The following is a 16,198-nucleotide window of genomic DNA, read 5'->3' on the forward strand; positions in this document are numbered from 1 at the left end:
TTTCAACGCAAAAATATGAAATCTGAAAGCTTTTACAACACAAACCATTAACGATTCTAAATACTACAAATTATATAAAAAATTAAAATTTCTGTTTTACCTTGGAAGAAGAACAAATATGGAACCATTATGAAATATTCAGAAGAAATAATTATTGATCTTCCACGAGAAGAGGTAATTAGTAAGATGGAAAAACCAGAAAATTTTAAATTTTGGCAAAAAGGTTTTATAAGCTACAATCACATTAGCGGTTCTCCGGGTGAAGAAGGTGCCCGTGCTAAATTAAAATTTAGAATTAGTAACAGAGAAATTGAAATGATAGAGTGTATAGAAAAGAGTAATCTTCCTTATGAACTACATACCACTTATAAATCTAAAGGAGTTTTTAACACTCAGAAGAATTATTTTAAAGAAGAATCTGAAAACTCCACCCGTTGGATTTCTGATAATCAATTTGAATTCTCCGGTTTTATGAACGTTATTGGAAAACTAATGCCCGGAATGTTTAAGAAACAATCCTATCAATTTATGAAAGATTTTAAGACTTTTGCAGAAGAAGGTAAAAGTGTAGAAAATTAAATATGGAAAAAAGAGTTAAACTTATATGGGATTTTAGAGGTCCCCAGTCATTGCAAACAGCCAATCATCATGAGATCCATTTAAAAGATTATATAGCTGCAGAAAAATTAGAAGAATGGCAAATTACGGGAATAGATAAATACAGTGAAATGCATAATGCCGCTTATTGGGTAGTACCCGAATCCCAGATGCAAAAATTTAGAGAGATCTTAAAACCTCATCGTGCAACATGGTATGAAGAATAATTTTTGATTGAAAATTTGATTAATAATTGGTTAGCTCTATTATATTTGCTGAAAATCAAATAAACATGAAAAATTTTATCTTAAGCATTGCGGTTTTCACAACCGTTCTTTTTTCTCAAGCTCAGACTAAAGTAGGAACTATAGATGCAGATTATATTCTAGGGAATATGCCAGAAATGGCTTCTGTAGAACAAGGTTTACAAACCTATAGCGCAAATCTGCAATCTCAAATGGAAGAAAGCGTAAAAAAGTATGATTCTCTTATCTCAGAATACAAAGCTAAAAATGAATCTTTTTCTGAAGAACAATTAAAGACAAAGCAACAGGAGATTATTACTGTAGAAAATGACCTGAAAACTTTTAAGCAAAAGGCTTCGATGATGCTACAAATGAAAAAGAATGAACTTACTCAGCCTCTCTATGCTAAAATAGATGCTGCTATGAAACAAGTAATTGAGGCTCAAAAATATACTCAAATTCTAAATGCAAGCACGAATGGACTTGCTTATGCAGATCCAAGATTCGACATTACAGATGCAGTATTGAGCAAATTGGGTATCACAATAAAAGCAACAGAATAAAATATCAATACGTTTATATAGAAAAGCCGGTCTAGAATTATCTAAACCGGCTTTTCTATTTTATAAAACTACCTACTTATCTACTATAATTAGGAGATTCATTGGTAATAGTTACATCATGAGGATGACTTTCATGAATACCGGAAGATGTTATTTTCACAAACCTACCATTCTCCTTGAGTGTCTCTATATCTTTTGCTCCACAATACCCCATTCCAGCTCTTAAACCTCCAACAAATTGATGAATACTTTCTTCCAACTCACCTTTATAAGGAACTCTACCTACAATACCTTCCGGTACTAATTTCTTAATATCATCTTCTACATCTTGAAAGTACCTGTCTTTAGAACCTTGCTTCATAGCTTCTACAGACCCCATTCCTCTATATGACTTAAATTTTCTACCCTCGTAGATGATCGTTTCTCCCGGAGATTCTTTGGTTCCTGCAAGTAAAGAACCTAGCATTACGCAATCTGCTCCTGCGGCAATAGCCTTTGGAATATCTCCGGTATATCTAATTCCTCCATCGGCTATAACAGGAACACCAGTTCCTTTTAGAGCTGCCGCTACTTCTAGCACTGCAGAGAATTGAGGAAATCCAACTCCGGCAACAACTCTTGTTGTACAGATAGAACCAGGTCCAATTCCTACTTTAACAGCATCTGCACCGGCTTCTGCCAAGTATTTAGCCGCCTCTGCAGTTGCAATATTACCTACAACCACTTCAAGATCTGGAAATTTATTTTTCACATCTTTTAAAATACTCACAACTCCTTTGGTATGACCATGAGCTGTATCTATAATTATAGCATCTACTCCTGCATTAACCAAAGCAGTTGCTCGCTCTAGAGAATCTGCTGTTACGCCAATTGCTGCCGCCACTCTCAATCTACCATAGCTATCTTTATTAGCATTTGGCTTCTGAGTGAGCTTAGTGATATCTCTAAAAGTTATTAGTCCTACTAATTTATCTTCAGAATTTACTACGGGTAATTTTTCTATTTTATTCTGCTGTAAGATAACCTCAGCTTCTTCTAATGAAGTTCCTTCAGAAACAGTTACCAGATTTTCTGAAGTCATAACTTCAGAAATAGGTCTACTATCATTCTTTTCAAATCTAAGATCTCTATTTGTAACTATACCCAAAAGTTTTCCTTGATCATCAATAATAGGAATTCCTCCAATACTGTGCTCCTTCATGTTACTTTTAGCATCTAACACCTTTGCAGTTATTGGTAGTGTAACCGGATCTATGATCATTCCACTCTCTGCACGTTTTACTTTTCTAACTTTTAAAGCTTGCGCTTCAATGGTCATATTTTTGTGCAAAACTCCTATTCCTCCTTCACGCGCTATGGCGATTGCCATTTTACTTTCTGTAACAGTATCCATAGCGGCAGATACTATCGGAACATTGATAGTGATATTCTTAGTGAATTTTGTTTGGATGTTTACTTCTCTGGGTAGAACTTCAGAAAAAGCAGGAACTAAAAGTACGTCATCGTAAGTAAGTCCTTCCCCAACAATTTTGGATTCGTGTGCAGTCATAGCAATTAAAGATTTAATTGCGTGCAAATATACGATTAAAAACTGGGAATAATCTTTTCAATGTTGATATCTAAGATTATACCCAGAATTAAAATTTAGGCATTAAACACTTTATAATCTATTATAATTTGAATTGTAATGATGTGTACCATGTAATTGGTTGGGCTGGTAAAATTCCAGGACCGGGATAGCCGGTAGCTCTTCTTGTAAAATAGGAATTATCTAAAAGGTTATTTACGCCTGCTTCTAATCTAAATCTTCCTAATGCATAGGATGCAGAAAGATCCATAATACCATAAGCGGGGATTTTCCCTTCAATTCCACGCTGATTATCATTAATATCTTGCGGTGCATTTGAAGCATCTGTATATTGTTCTGATAGATACGTGTACTGTAATCCTGCTAAAAAGTTTTTGTAACCAAAATTCAATCCTGTCTTTAAATTTACCATTGGAATAAATTCTACTTCATTGCCTTTAACGTTCACTTCTTCAGAATTGGTATATTCAGATTGTGTAAAGGCAACGTTTAAAAAAGTGTTAAGTATATGATCTTTTTTTACTTTGAAGAATGTATTTCTAAGATTCCATTCTGCAAAAGTTTCCAACCCATAGATAAAAGCATCACCAATATTTCCTCTAAATCTAACAATTCTACCTGTCTCACTTATAACTCCCTGGGCATTCTCTCTAACTTCAGGTTTTAATACTTCACCAATTCGATCATTATATTTCAACGCAAAAACGCTCAAATCGTAAGATAGCACATCTTTAAATCTTCCTCGAATTCCAAGATCTGATGTAAATCCTTCTTCATCATTAATATTTGGATCTACCTGAAAAACAGGATTTATAACTCTAATATCATTAAAGGTTACAGATCTATAGTTTTGAGAAAAATTGGCATAAAGTTCATTGGTAGGGTTCAAGTTATAACTACTCCCAACTCCCAGTAATAAAAAGCTTCTATCAAATTTTCTATTATCTGGAATCGTTTCATTCACTAAAACATTCTCTGCCAGATCCTGCAAAATGAATTTATATTCGCCTTCTGCTTCTGTCTTAATATACTCATATCTAAATCCCGGAGTGATTGAAAAATTATTAGTAATATTAAAAATGTTCTCTCCAAAGAATGCAAGGTTATTATTAGGAAATTGAAACTCAGACTGCCTTGTGTAGTTAGGAAATTGATCTGAAGCAAAATTAAAATCTGCCTTAGCAGATGCGCTTCCAGGCCCCTGACGTTGATCGTTATTTGCATTGTAGTATTTACTACCCAATAGTAATACAGATTGCTCTCCAAAAAGATCATATCTAGTTAATATTCTTGCTTCTGTACCCCAATTAGAAAAATTATCTATTAGCAACTCTCTGGGAGCTAAAGGATCATCTGCCTGAGAAACTCTATTTTCTCTAAATCCAACTGCTTTTCTACTAGCATCAAGTCCAAATACATTTAAGCTAATATCTGTATTGTTGGATAGCTTATGCTCTAGTTTTAATGCAAAAAGATTCCAATTCACATCAAACCAATTACGTTCTCGATTGCTAAAATCAGGATTTTGGTAAAACTGAGTATCGGTAAGCCCACCTGGTTGTTGTGCCAAATAATCTAAATAGGTATATTCAAAACTTATATTTGTTTTGTGATTAAACTTCCATCCTAAATGTGCAAAGGCGTTGTGAGATTCATATCCAGAATTCTGCCTAAATCCATTTCCCTCTTTATAATTATAATACGTGTAATAACTAAAGTTCCCTACGGTACCACTTAGACTATTAAAGCTCGTGAACATATTATAGGATCCCAAAGATTGTCTGGAAATAAGCTCTATTTTTTTATCTGCTACTGGTTCTTTGAATTTGAAATTGATTAAACCGCCAAATTGAGTTCCATATTGTAAAGATGCAGCACCTCTAACTACTTGTATCTCTTTTAAAGCTTCTGGTGGTGGAGTGTAATAACTTTCCGGATACCCTAGAACGTCAGCAGAAATATCATATCCATTCTGCCTAGTATTAAAATTTTGTGTTCTATTGGGATCCAGTCCTCTACCACCAATATTAAGCTGCAGTCCTGCATCTCCATTATCATAAATATTGAGTCCTACCACCTGGCTATAGATCTGCCGCGCATTATTAGCTGCAAGATTTCCTGTAACCTTATCTAGCAATACCACTTCACTCTTCTTACCAGCATAAATGGCTGTTCCCTCTACCTTTCTAAGTTTTCTTAAAGCAAAGATCTGCTCTCTTCTATTGGTAAGAACAACTTCACTAAGACTTTCGGCCAAGGGGTTTAGTTGAAAATCTATACGAGTGTTAGAATTGATAGTAAGTTGCTTTTCTTGAATCTCATAATCATAGCTAAAAACAGCAAAAAGATATTCACCTTCTTTTAAACCATTCATAACAAACTCACCATTTTCATTTGCTGCGACCATTGTACCGGTAGCTTTATTCCAAATCTCTGCATTAGATACAGGCACTCCTGTTGTTGCAGATGTTATTTTACCGCTAATAGAATATTGCGCTTGAACATACATTGATATGAGAAAAAATATACTAAAGACCTTTAATTTCATCTTGAAATGGTAATAAAAAAGATTTATGTTTAAGTGAATCATTGAAATTGAGCAGATTTACTTCAGGATCTATATAGGGAGCGCTTTTTCTGCCATTAAGCGCTACATAATTTTCTACATAAATTTCTATGTTCTTGTGACCATCTTTTCTAAAATGTTCTGCTAGAAAGTGAGCATATTGTAAAATAAAATCTGGCTGAAAGGACATTTGCTTTTCTTGGAAAGGCGTTAAAAAATCTGAATTATCTACATAGAATCTTCTTCCACTTCCCGCATCTACGATCTTAAATTGAGTATAACCCGCTTTTTCCATGAGCATTACTCTCCAAGAAAACCTATATCCTTCTTCAGTCCAAAACAATTCTCCCGGATATAATAAATATCTCCATGGAAGTAGAAGTTGCACTGTAAAAAAAAATGTTAATATAAAGAGAGAAACCTTTCTCTTTATAGGGAAAAAGATAAGATTACGTCCATTATCAAATTTCAGCAAATCGAGCCTAAATATGGAAGAGATCTTAGAGAGAATTTTATGGTGAACTTCAGCATCAAAAAAGATAAGAGCACTAACAATCATTATATAAGGAAACATCCCAATAGGAAATAACACTCTTGTTAAAACATGAAATATAATCACCATTAGGAATGCAGCAAATCTTGTTCTTCTATAAAGTAAAAGAAAGGGTATGCTAAGATCGTATACCATACCGCTCCAACTAAAGGCATAATGAACCCATTCCTGCTGCATAAGATCTCCTAAAAAGGGAAGATCGTATTTTGACGGCAGCCATATTTTTAATGGCATGGCTCTAAGCAACCAATCTGAATTTAATTTAGCCAGACCTGCGTAAAAATAAACGATAGCAAGAAGAAGCTTAATAGCGTCTATGCTCCATGAAGGTATTTTCTGAAAAGCTTTCTTAGAATCTCTCCATGCATCTATAGAATAATAAGCATTGGCAGGAAGAAATATCATTAAAAAACTAAGAATACTTATAAAGTAATAATGATTTAAATAAGTTGTTTTATCCATCAACTCGATATAAGTAAAACTCAAAAAGAAGCTGATGATAGCTATCTTATATTTATAGCCAAGGCTCACGAATAATGCAGAAATTCCACAAACTATAAAAATTAAATATGTAAAATTACCAAGAGGCTTCACCCATTCAAATCCATAGTAAGAGAAAAAGAATTTAGGATCTATATAAAGTTTTTCTATCCAACCGTTAAGCCAGAATCTAATAATACTAAATAACATCATTAAACCAAACAATAAACGGAAGACTGCCAAAGGAGCAGCTTCCGTATAAGAATGCAAATATCTGTTTATTTGATGTTTCATTTAAAAATTTAGGCTAATCCCCATCAGAATCTACATAATCTACACTAATTGAAAGTGCCTGCATCATATCAACCTTAAGTAAGATGATCTCTTTTTGCAACTCATCAAATGCTTGTAGCATTACAGTATTATCAGTTTGAACTTGCACTTTTAAGTTTGCATCTAGATCTGTAGCCTGATCTATGATCTCATTAAACTGGTTATTAATTAAACCACTTAACTGCTCACCACCTTTCATAGAATCTAAATAATCTAGATATTGCTTATAACTAACCCCCGTTTGTACACCATTAAATGATTTACCGTTAAAGAAGTCCTGAACACTTTTTAAAGATTGTATATATAATTTTCTTGAAAGATCTTCAGAATATAAAGCTTCCACATTTTTAGGAGAAGGTTCTCCGGTAAAAACTCCTGCCGGAAAACCGATCTTACCAGATCTTAAGAATTTTTCAAAATACAGCACATAATCATTGGTAAATTTATCTACAGAACCTGTACTAGAAGAGCTTGTATTATTCACAAAATTGTCCCTATATGTACTCTGCCAAGAAGAGTTTACTTCTTTAGTAAGATCGTTAATTCTTTTTGAAACATCAGAAAGGTAGTTTTTATATTCATCCTTAGCATAAACCTCAACAGTTGCTGCATCGTTCTCTGCAACACCGTTCAATAAATAGTCTAGCGCAGGAAAACCTTGTTCTTTGTAAGCACTTGGTAGTGCCAAATTGTAAGTTCCTCCTGTAATTTTAGGTTCAATAGAAATAACATCTGTAGGGTAGGTATTTAAGAAGTTTCTATAATTTAATTCTTCAGCCTTTCCTATTTCAAACATAGAAACAGTTTGAAAATCTATATAAGCCTTTTCAAAAGAAGCTCTTAATTCTATTAGATTATCTTCTGAAGGATTGCTGGTGAAATTGGCTGTTTTATCTTGAAGGTCTTGTGTAGAATTTTCAAAATTATCAAATGCAGGAATAATAATATTATCTGCCCAATTAGCTAACATTGCTTTGCGATCAAAAGAATTAGATTCTCCTCCTGTTTCTTCGTTAGCTTCATTATCATCTGTAGAACAAGCTGCAAATATGAATAAGCTTAAAAATAATAGTCTTGAAATTTTCATTATTATATAAATATTAGTTCTGGAACCTTAAAACTTTCGTGCCAGAGAATTGTTATTATTCAGCGGCTTCCATTACACTAAATCCAAATGCTGAAGCTATTTCTTCTGATATGGTATCTAACGTAGCTGCATTTACATCCCAAAATCCATTTCCAGCCAATAATTGCTCCTTATAAGAATCTACTTGAGCCTTTGTGATATATGGCATGTTGGTAACAGGATTATTCGTAAATCTTAAGCTGTAGATAAATCCGTATCCTTCAGAAAGGGCATGAAATGCAGAACCATAGTTTTGCTCCGCTAGATCATTTTTACCACCTTGTAAATAATGAACTGCTCTAACCGCTATAACTTTAGACAGATTCTCTTTAATAATCTCTGCCTGAAGATCTCTCTGGGCATAATCTTCAGCAACAATTGCAGCTCTCCCTTTTTTGAAAGCTTCAAACGTACTGCTAGCTAAACCTGAAAAATCTTCATCGTCATCAACTTCTCCCAAATAATTGAATAACAAATGATCATCACTTTCATTCAAAACTGAATTTGGATCTGCACTTGGTATGGATGGATTTCCATATAGATACCCATAAGCTTCATCCCATTTATGCTCCATAGAGGTATAATTGGTTCCCTCTTCTACAATTTCTGCCTCATTATTCATCCTGTTATCTCCCTCATCTAAAACACCTGTAGATAAGTAATTATTAAGTATCTGATCTAGAACTAAACCTCCAATTAAACTTTTTGCAAAAGCCTGATTTAATTCAAGACCTTTTCCATTTACATAACGCTCCTTAGACCCGGATGCTACCTGACCGGCTTTTCCCGGTTCTGCTAATTGATCTTTATTACTCTTTACAACGTTCATTTGCTCTTGAATAAACCCATCAAAATCATTTTTGATCATAGCGCTCTCTACAGTATTTGCAGAAAAATATAAAGTTGATGCCGCTACTTTAGATTTGATACTTTTTGAAGAAGTATTTAACGCCGCAGAAGAAAAAGGAGCATTTTCATTGGAAAACATATTAGCTAATGTCTGCTCAGAAGCATTATCAAAATCATTGAAGGATGCTAACAACTCTGCAGACATCTCTAGTCTGGTTGTTTGTCCTTCATAATTTACGGTTGAAGAAGTACCTCTTTCAAAGGTATAATTCTGTGGAATAATTATTGGGTTCTCTGTAGTTACAGCTACATCATCATCTGAACTGCACGAGCTTAATGTTAAACCTGCTGCAAATGCTATTAGGGCGAATTTTTTCATGAAAGCTTATTAAGACTGATTAAAAATAAAATTAATTTTCAGCCGCAAAGATAAGCTCGAATTTCTACTCTGCAAATATTATTTAGACTTAATTTAAATAATATAAATCTATTTGAGATAAGTAGTAAATAGAGAATATTAATGATGCACCGTAAAGATCTTGGTAGCTTCATTATAAGCAGACTCAAAACTTCCCATTCTCACGTTAGAGTCGGCCTTTTTAGCATTAAAGTAAGAGAGCATTTTCTCTGTAGGCATATTTCCTGTAAGATCATCTTTAGCCATAGGGCAACCTCCAAAGCCTTGGATAGCTCCATCAAATCTATGGCATCCTGCCATATAAGCTGCATCTATTTTCTCATGCCATGTAGTTGGTGTGGTATGTAAGTGAGCACCAAATTCTATGTTTGGGTATGCAGGAATGAGGTTAGAAAATAGATACGAGATGATATCTGGAGTGCTGGTACCTACAGTATCTGAGAGCGAAAGAATACTCACACCCATAGCTGCCATTTTCTCTGTCCATTCTGCAACGATCTCCACATTCCAAGGATCGCCATATGGATTACCAAATCCCATAGAGAGATAAGCTACTACCTCTTTATCATTTTTATGAGCGATCTCTAAAATTTCCTTTAGAGTTTCTACAGATTCTGCTATTGTTTTATGAGTGTTCCGCATTTGGAAATTCTCTGAAATGGAGAAAGGATAGCCCAAATATTTTATTTCTTTATGAGATGCTGCATCCACTGCACCTCGCGTATTTGCTATAATTGCAAGAAGTTTACTTTGGGTCTTAGAAAGATCTAAACCTGCAAGAACCTCAGCAGTGTCTACCATTTGCGGAATTGCTTTAGGAGAAACAAAACTTCCAAAATCTAAGGTATCAAATCCACATCTTAACAATGCCTGAATATATTGAATCTTAGTCTTTGTTGGAATGAATGATTTAATGCCTTGCATGGCATCTCGCGGACATTCTATAAGTTTTATTTTATCCATACTTCAAAGATAGTATTTTAGGTATTATATAAAAATAGGATAGGAAAAATGAAGATATCTGAATTCAACTATAGAATTAGATACTCACTATACGTAGATTCAAACTGTTTTATATTAAAATTAAGACACCAATTGCTATAAAAACAACAACTTGTATCCATTTTAAAATTACTCCAGATCTAGGATGCTGTAAAAGATATTTTGAGATCTTCCCCGATATCAATGCTATTAACCCAAAGATGATCATTGCTTGAAGCATAAATAAAAAGCCTAGAATATAGAATTGAAGAACAGTATTTCCCTCCGTATCCCACAGAAACCCCGGAAAGAATGCAAGAAAGAAAATAGTTACTTTCGGATTTAAAACATTCATTATAAAACCTTGTTTTAGCAAAGCAATTTTCCTAGTTGGTAACTTTTTTGAAGACTCTATTTTAATACCTCCGTCACTGCCGTAAACTTTATAGGCTAGATAGAATAAATAACCGGCTCCAAATATTTTGATGATCCAAAAAAGAGTTTCAGATTCTTTTATAATCGCAGAAACTCCAAAAGCAACTAAGCTGGTATGTATCAAAATACCAGATACTAAACCTAAAGCTGTCATAATACCCGCTTTTTTACCATTAGTCATGCTCTGTACCAATACATAAATTATATCTGGTCCCGGAGAAAGAGTGAGCAAGATAGATGCAGTTAAAAAAGGTATGATCTGTAAAAGCAAAATTATATAGATTTTATAGACCTTTAGCTAAAATAGCCTCGTTAATACTTTTTATAAGCGCCGGGCCTTCGTAAATAAATCCTGTATAAAGCTGTACTAAAGAAGCACCTGCTTCTATTTTTTCTACAGCATCTTTAGCAGAATGTATTCCTCCCACCCCAATTATCGGAAAGGATTGATTGCTATTTTGAGACAAAAATCTAATCACTTCGGTAGACCTATTTTTTAAAGGTTTCCCACTCATTCCACCCATCTCTTTCTTATTTTTAGAAGTAAGACCTTCTCGAGATATGGTAGTATTAGTAGCTATTACTCCAGCAATCCCTGTTTCGTTTACAATTTCAATGATATCTAAAAGCTGCTCTTCTGTAAGATCTGGAGCTATCTTTAAAAGTATAGGTTTAGAATTTTCCCGACTCTTATTCTTTATCTGAAGTGTATTCAATAGCTTTTTTAATGGCTCTTTATCCTGAAGCGCTCGTAAATTTGGAGTATTTGGGGAACTTACATTTACAACAAAATAATCTACATGATCAAATAACGCATCAAAACATATCACATAATCATTTACAGCATCTTCATTTGGAGTAATTTTATTCTTGCCTATATTTCCACCAATAAGTACATTTTTATTCTTTCTTAATCTGGAAACTGCAGCTTTTACACCTTCATTATTAAAACCCATCCTATTTATAATGGCATTGTCTTCCTTCAATCTAAACAATCTTGTTTTCTCATTTCCAGATTGAGCTTTTGGAGTAACAGTTCCTATTTCAATAAATCCAAATCCTAGAGAATCCAATTCTTTATATAATTTGGCATCTTTATCAAAACCTGCAGCGAGTCCAACCGGATTTTTAAATTTTATACCGAAGACTTCTCGCTCTAATCTTTTATCCTCTCGCTGAAATTTATTTTTCAGGAAAGAAGATATTCCCGGAATCTTGGCTAGAATTCTTAGTGTATCAAAAGTAAAATAGTGAACCTTTTCAGGATCAAATTGAAAAAGCAAAGGTCTTATAACCGACTTATACATAACAGATAGGTTTGTGCAAAAATAGATTAATTTGAAAAACACTTATCATTCTGATGTAATACTTTAATAGCTATTAAATTTTTATTAGGCGCTACACTATTATTCTTAAAGCTTGATGCTAGATATTTTTGGACTCAGCTTTAAAAAATAAACACTCCTTACCTAGAATCTCTTTTTAAGTTGTTATTTTTGAAATGACTTTTGTGGTATGAAGTGTTTACTTCAAAATACAATTTCAAATAAATAAAAAAATTTAAGGAAACAATGATTTCTAAAAATAAAATAATAGACAGATTTGTTAGCTACGTTACTGTAGATACTCAAAGTGATCACGAAAGTGATAGTACTCCAAGCACAAAAAAACAATGGGACCTTGCAAATAAGCTAGTAGAAGAATTAAAGCTAATAGGTTTACAGGATGTGGAAATAGATGAACATGCATATATCATGGCAACCTTACCTTCTAATGTAAATTTTGAAGTTCCGGTTATTGGTTTTATTTCACATTTTGATACGTCACCAGATTTTACCGGTACCAATGTAAAACCTCAGATCATAGAAGATTATGACGGGAAAGACATTGTTTTAAATAAGGAGCTAGACATCATACTTTCTCCAGATTATTTTGAAGATCTTTTACAATATAAAGGGCAGACGATAATCACCACAGATGGTACAACATTGTTAGGAGCCGATGATAAAGCTGGAATAACCGAGATAGTTTCAGCAATGGAATATTTGGTAAACAATCCTCAGATCCCACATGGAAAAATACGAATTGGTTTTACTCCAGATGAGGAAATAGGTCGTGGTGCTCATAAATTTAATGTTGAAAAATTTGGAGCAGAATGGACATATACCATGGATGGCAGTCAGATTGGCGAATTAGAATATGAGAATTTTAATGCTGCCGGAGCGGTAGTTACTATAAAAGGTAAAATAGTTCATCCTGGTTATGCAAAAGATAAGATGATCAATAGCATGTATATAGCTCAAGATTTTATCAACTCTTTACCAAGACTAGAAACACCTGAGCATACTGAGGATAGACAAGGATTTTTTCACCTTACTGATATTAAAGGAGATGTGGAAGAAACCAAATTAAAATATATCATTAGAGATCATGACAAAGCCCACTTCGAGGCTAGAAAAGAAATGATACAGGATCTTGTAGAAGAGATCAATATTCAACATGAAGATGAGATCATTAAAGTTGAAATTAAGGATCAATATTTCAACATGAGTGAGAAAATTCAACCTGTAATGCATATAGTAGATATTGCAGAAGAAGCAATGAAAGCTTTAGACATAGCACCGCTTATTAAACCTATACGAGGTGGAACAGATGGTTCTCAATTAAGTTTTATGGGTTTACCTTGTCCAAATATTTTTGCTGGTGGACATAATTTTCATGGTAGATTTGAATATGTTCCTGTAGAAAGCATGCAAAAGGCAATGGCGGTTATTGTAAAAATAGCCGAGATGACTTCAGAAAAATATCAAAAATAGTTCAAAATAATTTGAACTTATTGTATAAAAAAAAGGACCATTAATTTAATGATCCTTTTTTTTATACAATACATTTAAGAAATCTAGAAGTAACAACTTCCACCTCTTCTTCTTCGCTTATTTTTATTGGCTGTATCAAATAACTTAAAGGTCAAACTCACAATTAATTGATCATACCTTCCATCTGTAATATCTGCTCTATTTATACCTCCAATAACTCCATCATTCAAAAAATCTACGCTTTGCGTTTCTGCACTAGATAGTGATTTATCATATCGAACATCTAAACCAAAACTTCCAAATTCTACTTTAGCTCCAATCTGTGCCGAAAAAGGAGTATTTTGTACTATAACTTGAGGTGGATCATTAACAGGTTCTAACTTTTCCATCGTAGCATCTATAATATTCTTATATGCAGGGCCCGCATAAATATCTAAAGGCCCCCAAACATTATAACCAACTAGTAAAGGAACACTAAATTCTGTAACTTCATAAAGAGAAGTGCTTCCGGGAAATACATATTCAGATTTCACTTCAGAATAAACCAATTCTGGTCTTACAAAAAATTTCCCGAAATTAACTTGCGCCCATCCTCCCACATGAAACCCGATCTTGCCATCTGGGGTAAACGTTTCATCTGTATATCTGCCCGGATTATTAGAATCATTTGCATCAATTTCACCACCAAAGGATCTATTTATTCCTCCTTTTAATCCTAACTTAAACTCTTGAGCTTGTGAGGTTGAAACGGTTAGGGCCATTAAACCTATAAATAGGCTAAGTATTTTTTTATTCATAAATGGGGTTGTTTCTATTAAAATGAAAGGGGTAAATATATTATTTCTGTCATTATTTACCTCTTATTTATTATCAAATAACGATCTAAACTTAAAAAAATTATATCAAAATGAAGTATCCCCTAGATTTCTCGCATAAAAAAGCCCTCTAATCTTTAGAATTTTCCAACAAGAGTAGAGGGCATAAATAAATTATTTCTTAATATCGCCTTCCCAATCGGTAATTCCACCCATCAGATTGTACGCATTTTCTATTCCATTCTCATTCATAAGAGCACATGCCTGGGCACTTCTCGCTCCAGATCTGCAATACACATAATAGTTCTTAGACTTATCTAATTTATTAATATCATCTAAAAATTCCTGACCCTTATAAATATCAATATTCTTCGCATTAGGAATGTAACCTTCAATAAATTCTTCCTCTGTTCTAACATCTAATATTTGAGCATTTTGATCACTATCCAATGCCTCTTTCCATTGATCTTGAGTTAAATTCTTCATTTATATTTTATTTTGTTAATTGTTCTAATTTAAAGTAAATATAAGATTTTAGCATTAAAATAAAGATCTTAAGCTACCATTAAGAACTTTTAAAAATTGCTGAATTTCTCTCAGTTCTCTTGGCAATTGGTATACTTAACTACTTTCCAAAGGCTTGCTCTCAAAATTTAACAAAGCTTTTAGCTTTTAACTCATTTTTAAATCTATATTTGTACATACAAATGTTGTATAAACAAATGAATACTCCAGAACAAATTAATACCCTGAAAAATGCTCCTGCCAATCGCAGAGTAATTCTTAGTTTATTGATGTGTGCAAATCAGCTTAATGATGAAGTTGCGGAAGTTTTAAAACCTTTCGGCCTTAGTATTCCTCAATTAAATGTGCTAAGAATTTTACGTGGTCAAAAAGGGAAACCTGCAAATTTGAGTACCATTCAAGATAGAATGGTGAGCAAAATGAGTAATACCACTCGCTTAGTAGATAAATTGATCACAAAAGGTTTAGCTGATAGGATTACTTGTGAAAAGAATAGACGTAAAGTAGAAATAACGATTACTGAAAAAGGTTTAGAGTTATTATCCACGTTAGATCCTGTAATTATCGAATCGGAAAAAGAAACTACGAGCAATCTAAGTTCTGATGAAATTGAAACTCTTACAACATTGCTTGAAAAATTAAGAAAATAAAAAAATTGCTATGAAAAATTACATTGAAAATTTAAACTGGCGTTATGCCACTAAACAATTTGATCCAACCAAAAAGATCTCACAAGAAGAATTAGATTTCCTTTTAGAGGCTATTCAACTTTCTGCGTCTTCTTATGGTCTTCAACCTTATGAGATTATTGTTGTTGACAATGCTCAAATTCAGGAGAAACTGAAAGCGGCCGCGTGGAATCAATCTCAACTTACAGATGCTTCTCATGTATTAGTATTTGCCAATATGAAAAGTGTAGATGAAAATTATGTAGATGCGTACATGGATACCATTGCTAAGACTAGAAAACTAAAGGTTGAAGATCTTAGCGGATTTAAGGACATGATTAAGAATACCATTCTTCAATTAAGTGATGAAGATCAAGTACAATGGACTGCAAAACAAGCTTACATCGCTCTAGGAAATTTACTTTCTGCAGCAGCCAACTTTAAAATTGATGTTTGCCCTATGGAAGGTTTTAGCGCTGAAGAATTTGATGAAATTCTTGGATTGAAAGAAAGAAATCTAACAGCCGCAGCTATTGCTACCGTAGGATTTAGAAGTGCTGAAGATCAAACTCAATTTGCGGCAAAAGTTAGAAAAAGTAAAGAAGATTTATTTACTACTGTATAAACCAAAAAAATAAAA

At 33.4% G+C, this 16,198-nt stretch carries 16 protein-coding genes; 6 read left to right on the top strand and 10 right to left on the bottom strand.

Annotated features, from left to right (window positions below; translation table 11 throughout):
* Positions 1–129 precede the first annotated feature (129 nt).
* The 3 genes from BLT84_RS00180 (at position 130) to BLT84_RS00190 (ending at position 1,405) form a co-directional block, all read left to right on the top strand.
* A complete protein-coding gene (locus BLT84_RS00180; RefSeq protein WP_091262052.1) occupies positions 130–579 on the top strand; it encodes an SRPBCC family protein in 450 nt (149 codons plus the stop codon).
* A gap of 2 nt (positions 580–581) precedes the next feature.
* Entirely contained in the window at positions 582–824 is a 243-nt protein-coding gene (locus BLT84_RS00185) for a hypothetical protein (protein ID WP_034889134.1), read from the top strand.
* Between the two features lie 65 nt (positions 825–889).
* The gene (locus BLT84_RS00190; RefSeq protein ID WP_034889132.1) at positions 890–1,405 is read left to right on the top strand and encodes an OmpH family outer membrane protein; all 516 of its coding nucleotides are present in this window, start codon (positions 890–892) and stop codon (positions 1,403–1,405) included.
* Between the two features lie 76 nt (positions 1,406–1,481).
* On the opposite strand, the gene guaB is transcribed toward BLT84_RS00190, so the two are convergent.
* From guaB to BLT84_RS00230, 8 genes are all read right to left on the bottom strand, one after another.
* Complete coding sequence (gene guaB, locus BLT84_RS00195; RefSeq protein WP_091262054.1) at positions 1,482–2,954, bottom strand: IMP dehydrogenase; 1,473 nt, start codon at positions 2,952–2,954, stop codon at positions 1,482–1,484.
* A 121-nt stretch (positions 2,955–3,075) separates the two neighbouring features.
* A complete protein-coding gene (locus BLT84_RS00200) occupies positions 3,076–5,541 on the bottom strand; it encodes a TonB-dependent receptor (RefSeq protein ID WP_091262056.1) in 2,466 nt (821 codons plus the stop codon).
* Positions 5,522–6,886 carry an HTTM domain-containing protein gene (locus BLT84_RS00205; RefSeq protein ID WP_091262058.1) on the bottom strand — a complete coding sequence of 455 codons (1,365 nt, stop codon included), beginning with the start codon at positions 6,884–6,886 and terminating at the stop codon, positions 5,522–5,524. Before BLT84_RS00205 ends, BLT84_RS00200 begins: the two co-directional genes overlap by 20 nt.
* Before the next feature lie 13 nt (positions 6,887–6,899).
* Entirely contained in the window at positions 6,900–8,012 is a 1,113-nt protein-coding gene (locus BLT84_RS00210) for an imelysin family protein (RefSeq protein ID WP_091262059.1), read from the bottom strand.
* Between the two features lie 55 nt (positions 8,013–8,067).
* Positions 8,068–9,279 carry a DUF4856 domain-containing protein gene (locus BLT84_RS00215; protein ID WP_091262061.1) on the bottom strand — a complete coding sequence of 404 codons (1,212 nt, stop codon included), beginning with the start codon at positions 9,277–9,279 and terminating at the stop codon, positions 8,068–8,070.
* A gap of 138 nt (positions 9,280–9,417) precedes the next feature.
* Positions 9,418–10,281 carry a hydroxymethylglutaryl-CoA lyase gene (locus tag BLT84_RS00220; RefSeq protein ID WP_091262063.1) on the bottom strand — a complete coding sequence of 288 codons (864 nt, stop codon included), beginning with the start codon at positions 10,279–10,281 and terminating at the stop codon, positions 9,418–9,420.
* 109 nt (positions 10,282–10,390) lie between these two features.
* Entirely contained in the window at positions 10,391–11,005 is a 615-nt protein-coding gene (locus BLT84_RS00225) for a LysE family translocator (protein WP_091262065.1), read from the bottom strand.
* A 13-nt stretch (positions 11,006–11,018) separates the two neighbouring features.
* Positions 11,019–12,041, bottom strand: coding sequence for a quinone-dependent dihydroorotate dehydrogenase (locus BLT84_RS00230; protein WP_091262067.1), 1,023 nt, complete (start codon positions 12,039–12,041; stop codon positions 11,019–11,021).
* Between the two features lie 264 nt (positions 12,042–12,305).
* On the opposite strand from BLT84_RS00230, the gene pepT reads away from it, so the two are divergent.
* Complete coding sequence (gene pepT / locus BLT84_RS00235; RefSeq protein WP_091262069.1) at positions 12,306–13,550, top strand: peptidase T; 1,245 nt, start codon at positions 12,306–12,308, stop codon at positions 13,548–13,550.
* An 83-nt stretch (positions 13,551–13,633) separates the two neighbouring features.
* On the opposite strand, the gene BLT84_RS00240 is transcribed toward pepT, so the two are convergent.
* Together BLT84_RS00240 and BLT84_RS00245 are read right to left on the bottom strand one after the other, a co-directional pair.
* The gene (locus tag BLT84_RS00240; protein WP_091262071.1) at positions 13,634–14,347 is read right to left on the bottom strand and encodes an outer membrane beta-barrel protein; all 714 of its coding nucleotides are present in this window, start codon (positions 14,345–14,347) and stop codon (positions 13,634–13,636) included.
* Between the two features lie 192 nt (positions 14,348–14,539).
* The gene (locus BLT84_RS00245; RefSeq protein WP_034889110.1) at positions 14,540–14,851 is read right to left on the bottom strand and encodes a rhodanese-like domain-containing protein; all 312 of its coding nucleotides are present in this window, start codon (positions 14,849–14,851) and stop codon (positions 14,540–14,542) included.
* 236 nt (positions 14,852–15,087) lie between these two features.
* On the opposite strand from BLT84_RS00245, the gene BLT84_RS00250 reads away from it, so the two are divergent.
* Together BLT84_RS00250 and BLT84_RS00255 are read left to right on the top strand one after the other, a co-directional pair.
* Positions 15,088–15,540 (top strand): MarR family winged helix-turn-helix transcriptional regulator, encoded by a 453-nt coding sequence (locus BLT84_RS00250; protein WP_091262073.1) that lies wholly within the window; start codon positions 15,088–15,090, stop codon positions 15,538–15,540.
* 10 nt (positions 15,541–15,550) lie between these two features.
* Positions 15,551–16,183 (top strand): NAD(P)H-dependent oxidoreductase, encoded by a 633-nt coding sequence (locus BLT84_RS00255; protein WP_091262076.1) that lies wholly within the window; start codon positions 15,551–15,553, stop codon positions 16,181–16,183.
* The last annotated feature ends 15 nt before the right edge of the window (positions 16,184–16,198 follow it).

The sequence above is a fragment of the Gillisia sp. Hel1_33_143 genome, assembly GCF_900104765.1.
Classification (GTDB): domain Bacteria; phylum Bacteroidota; class Bacteroidia; order Flavobacteriales; family Flavobacteriaceae; genus Gillisia.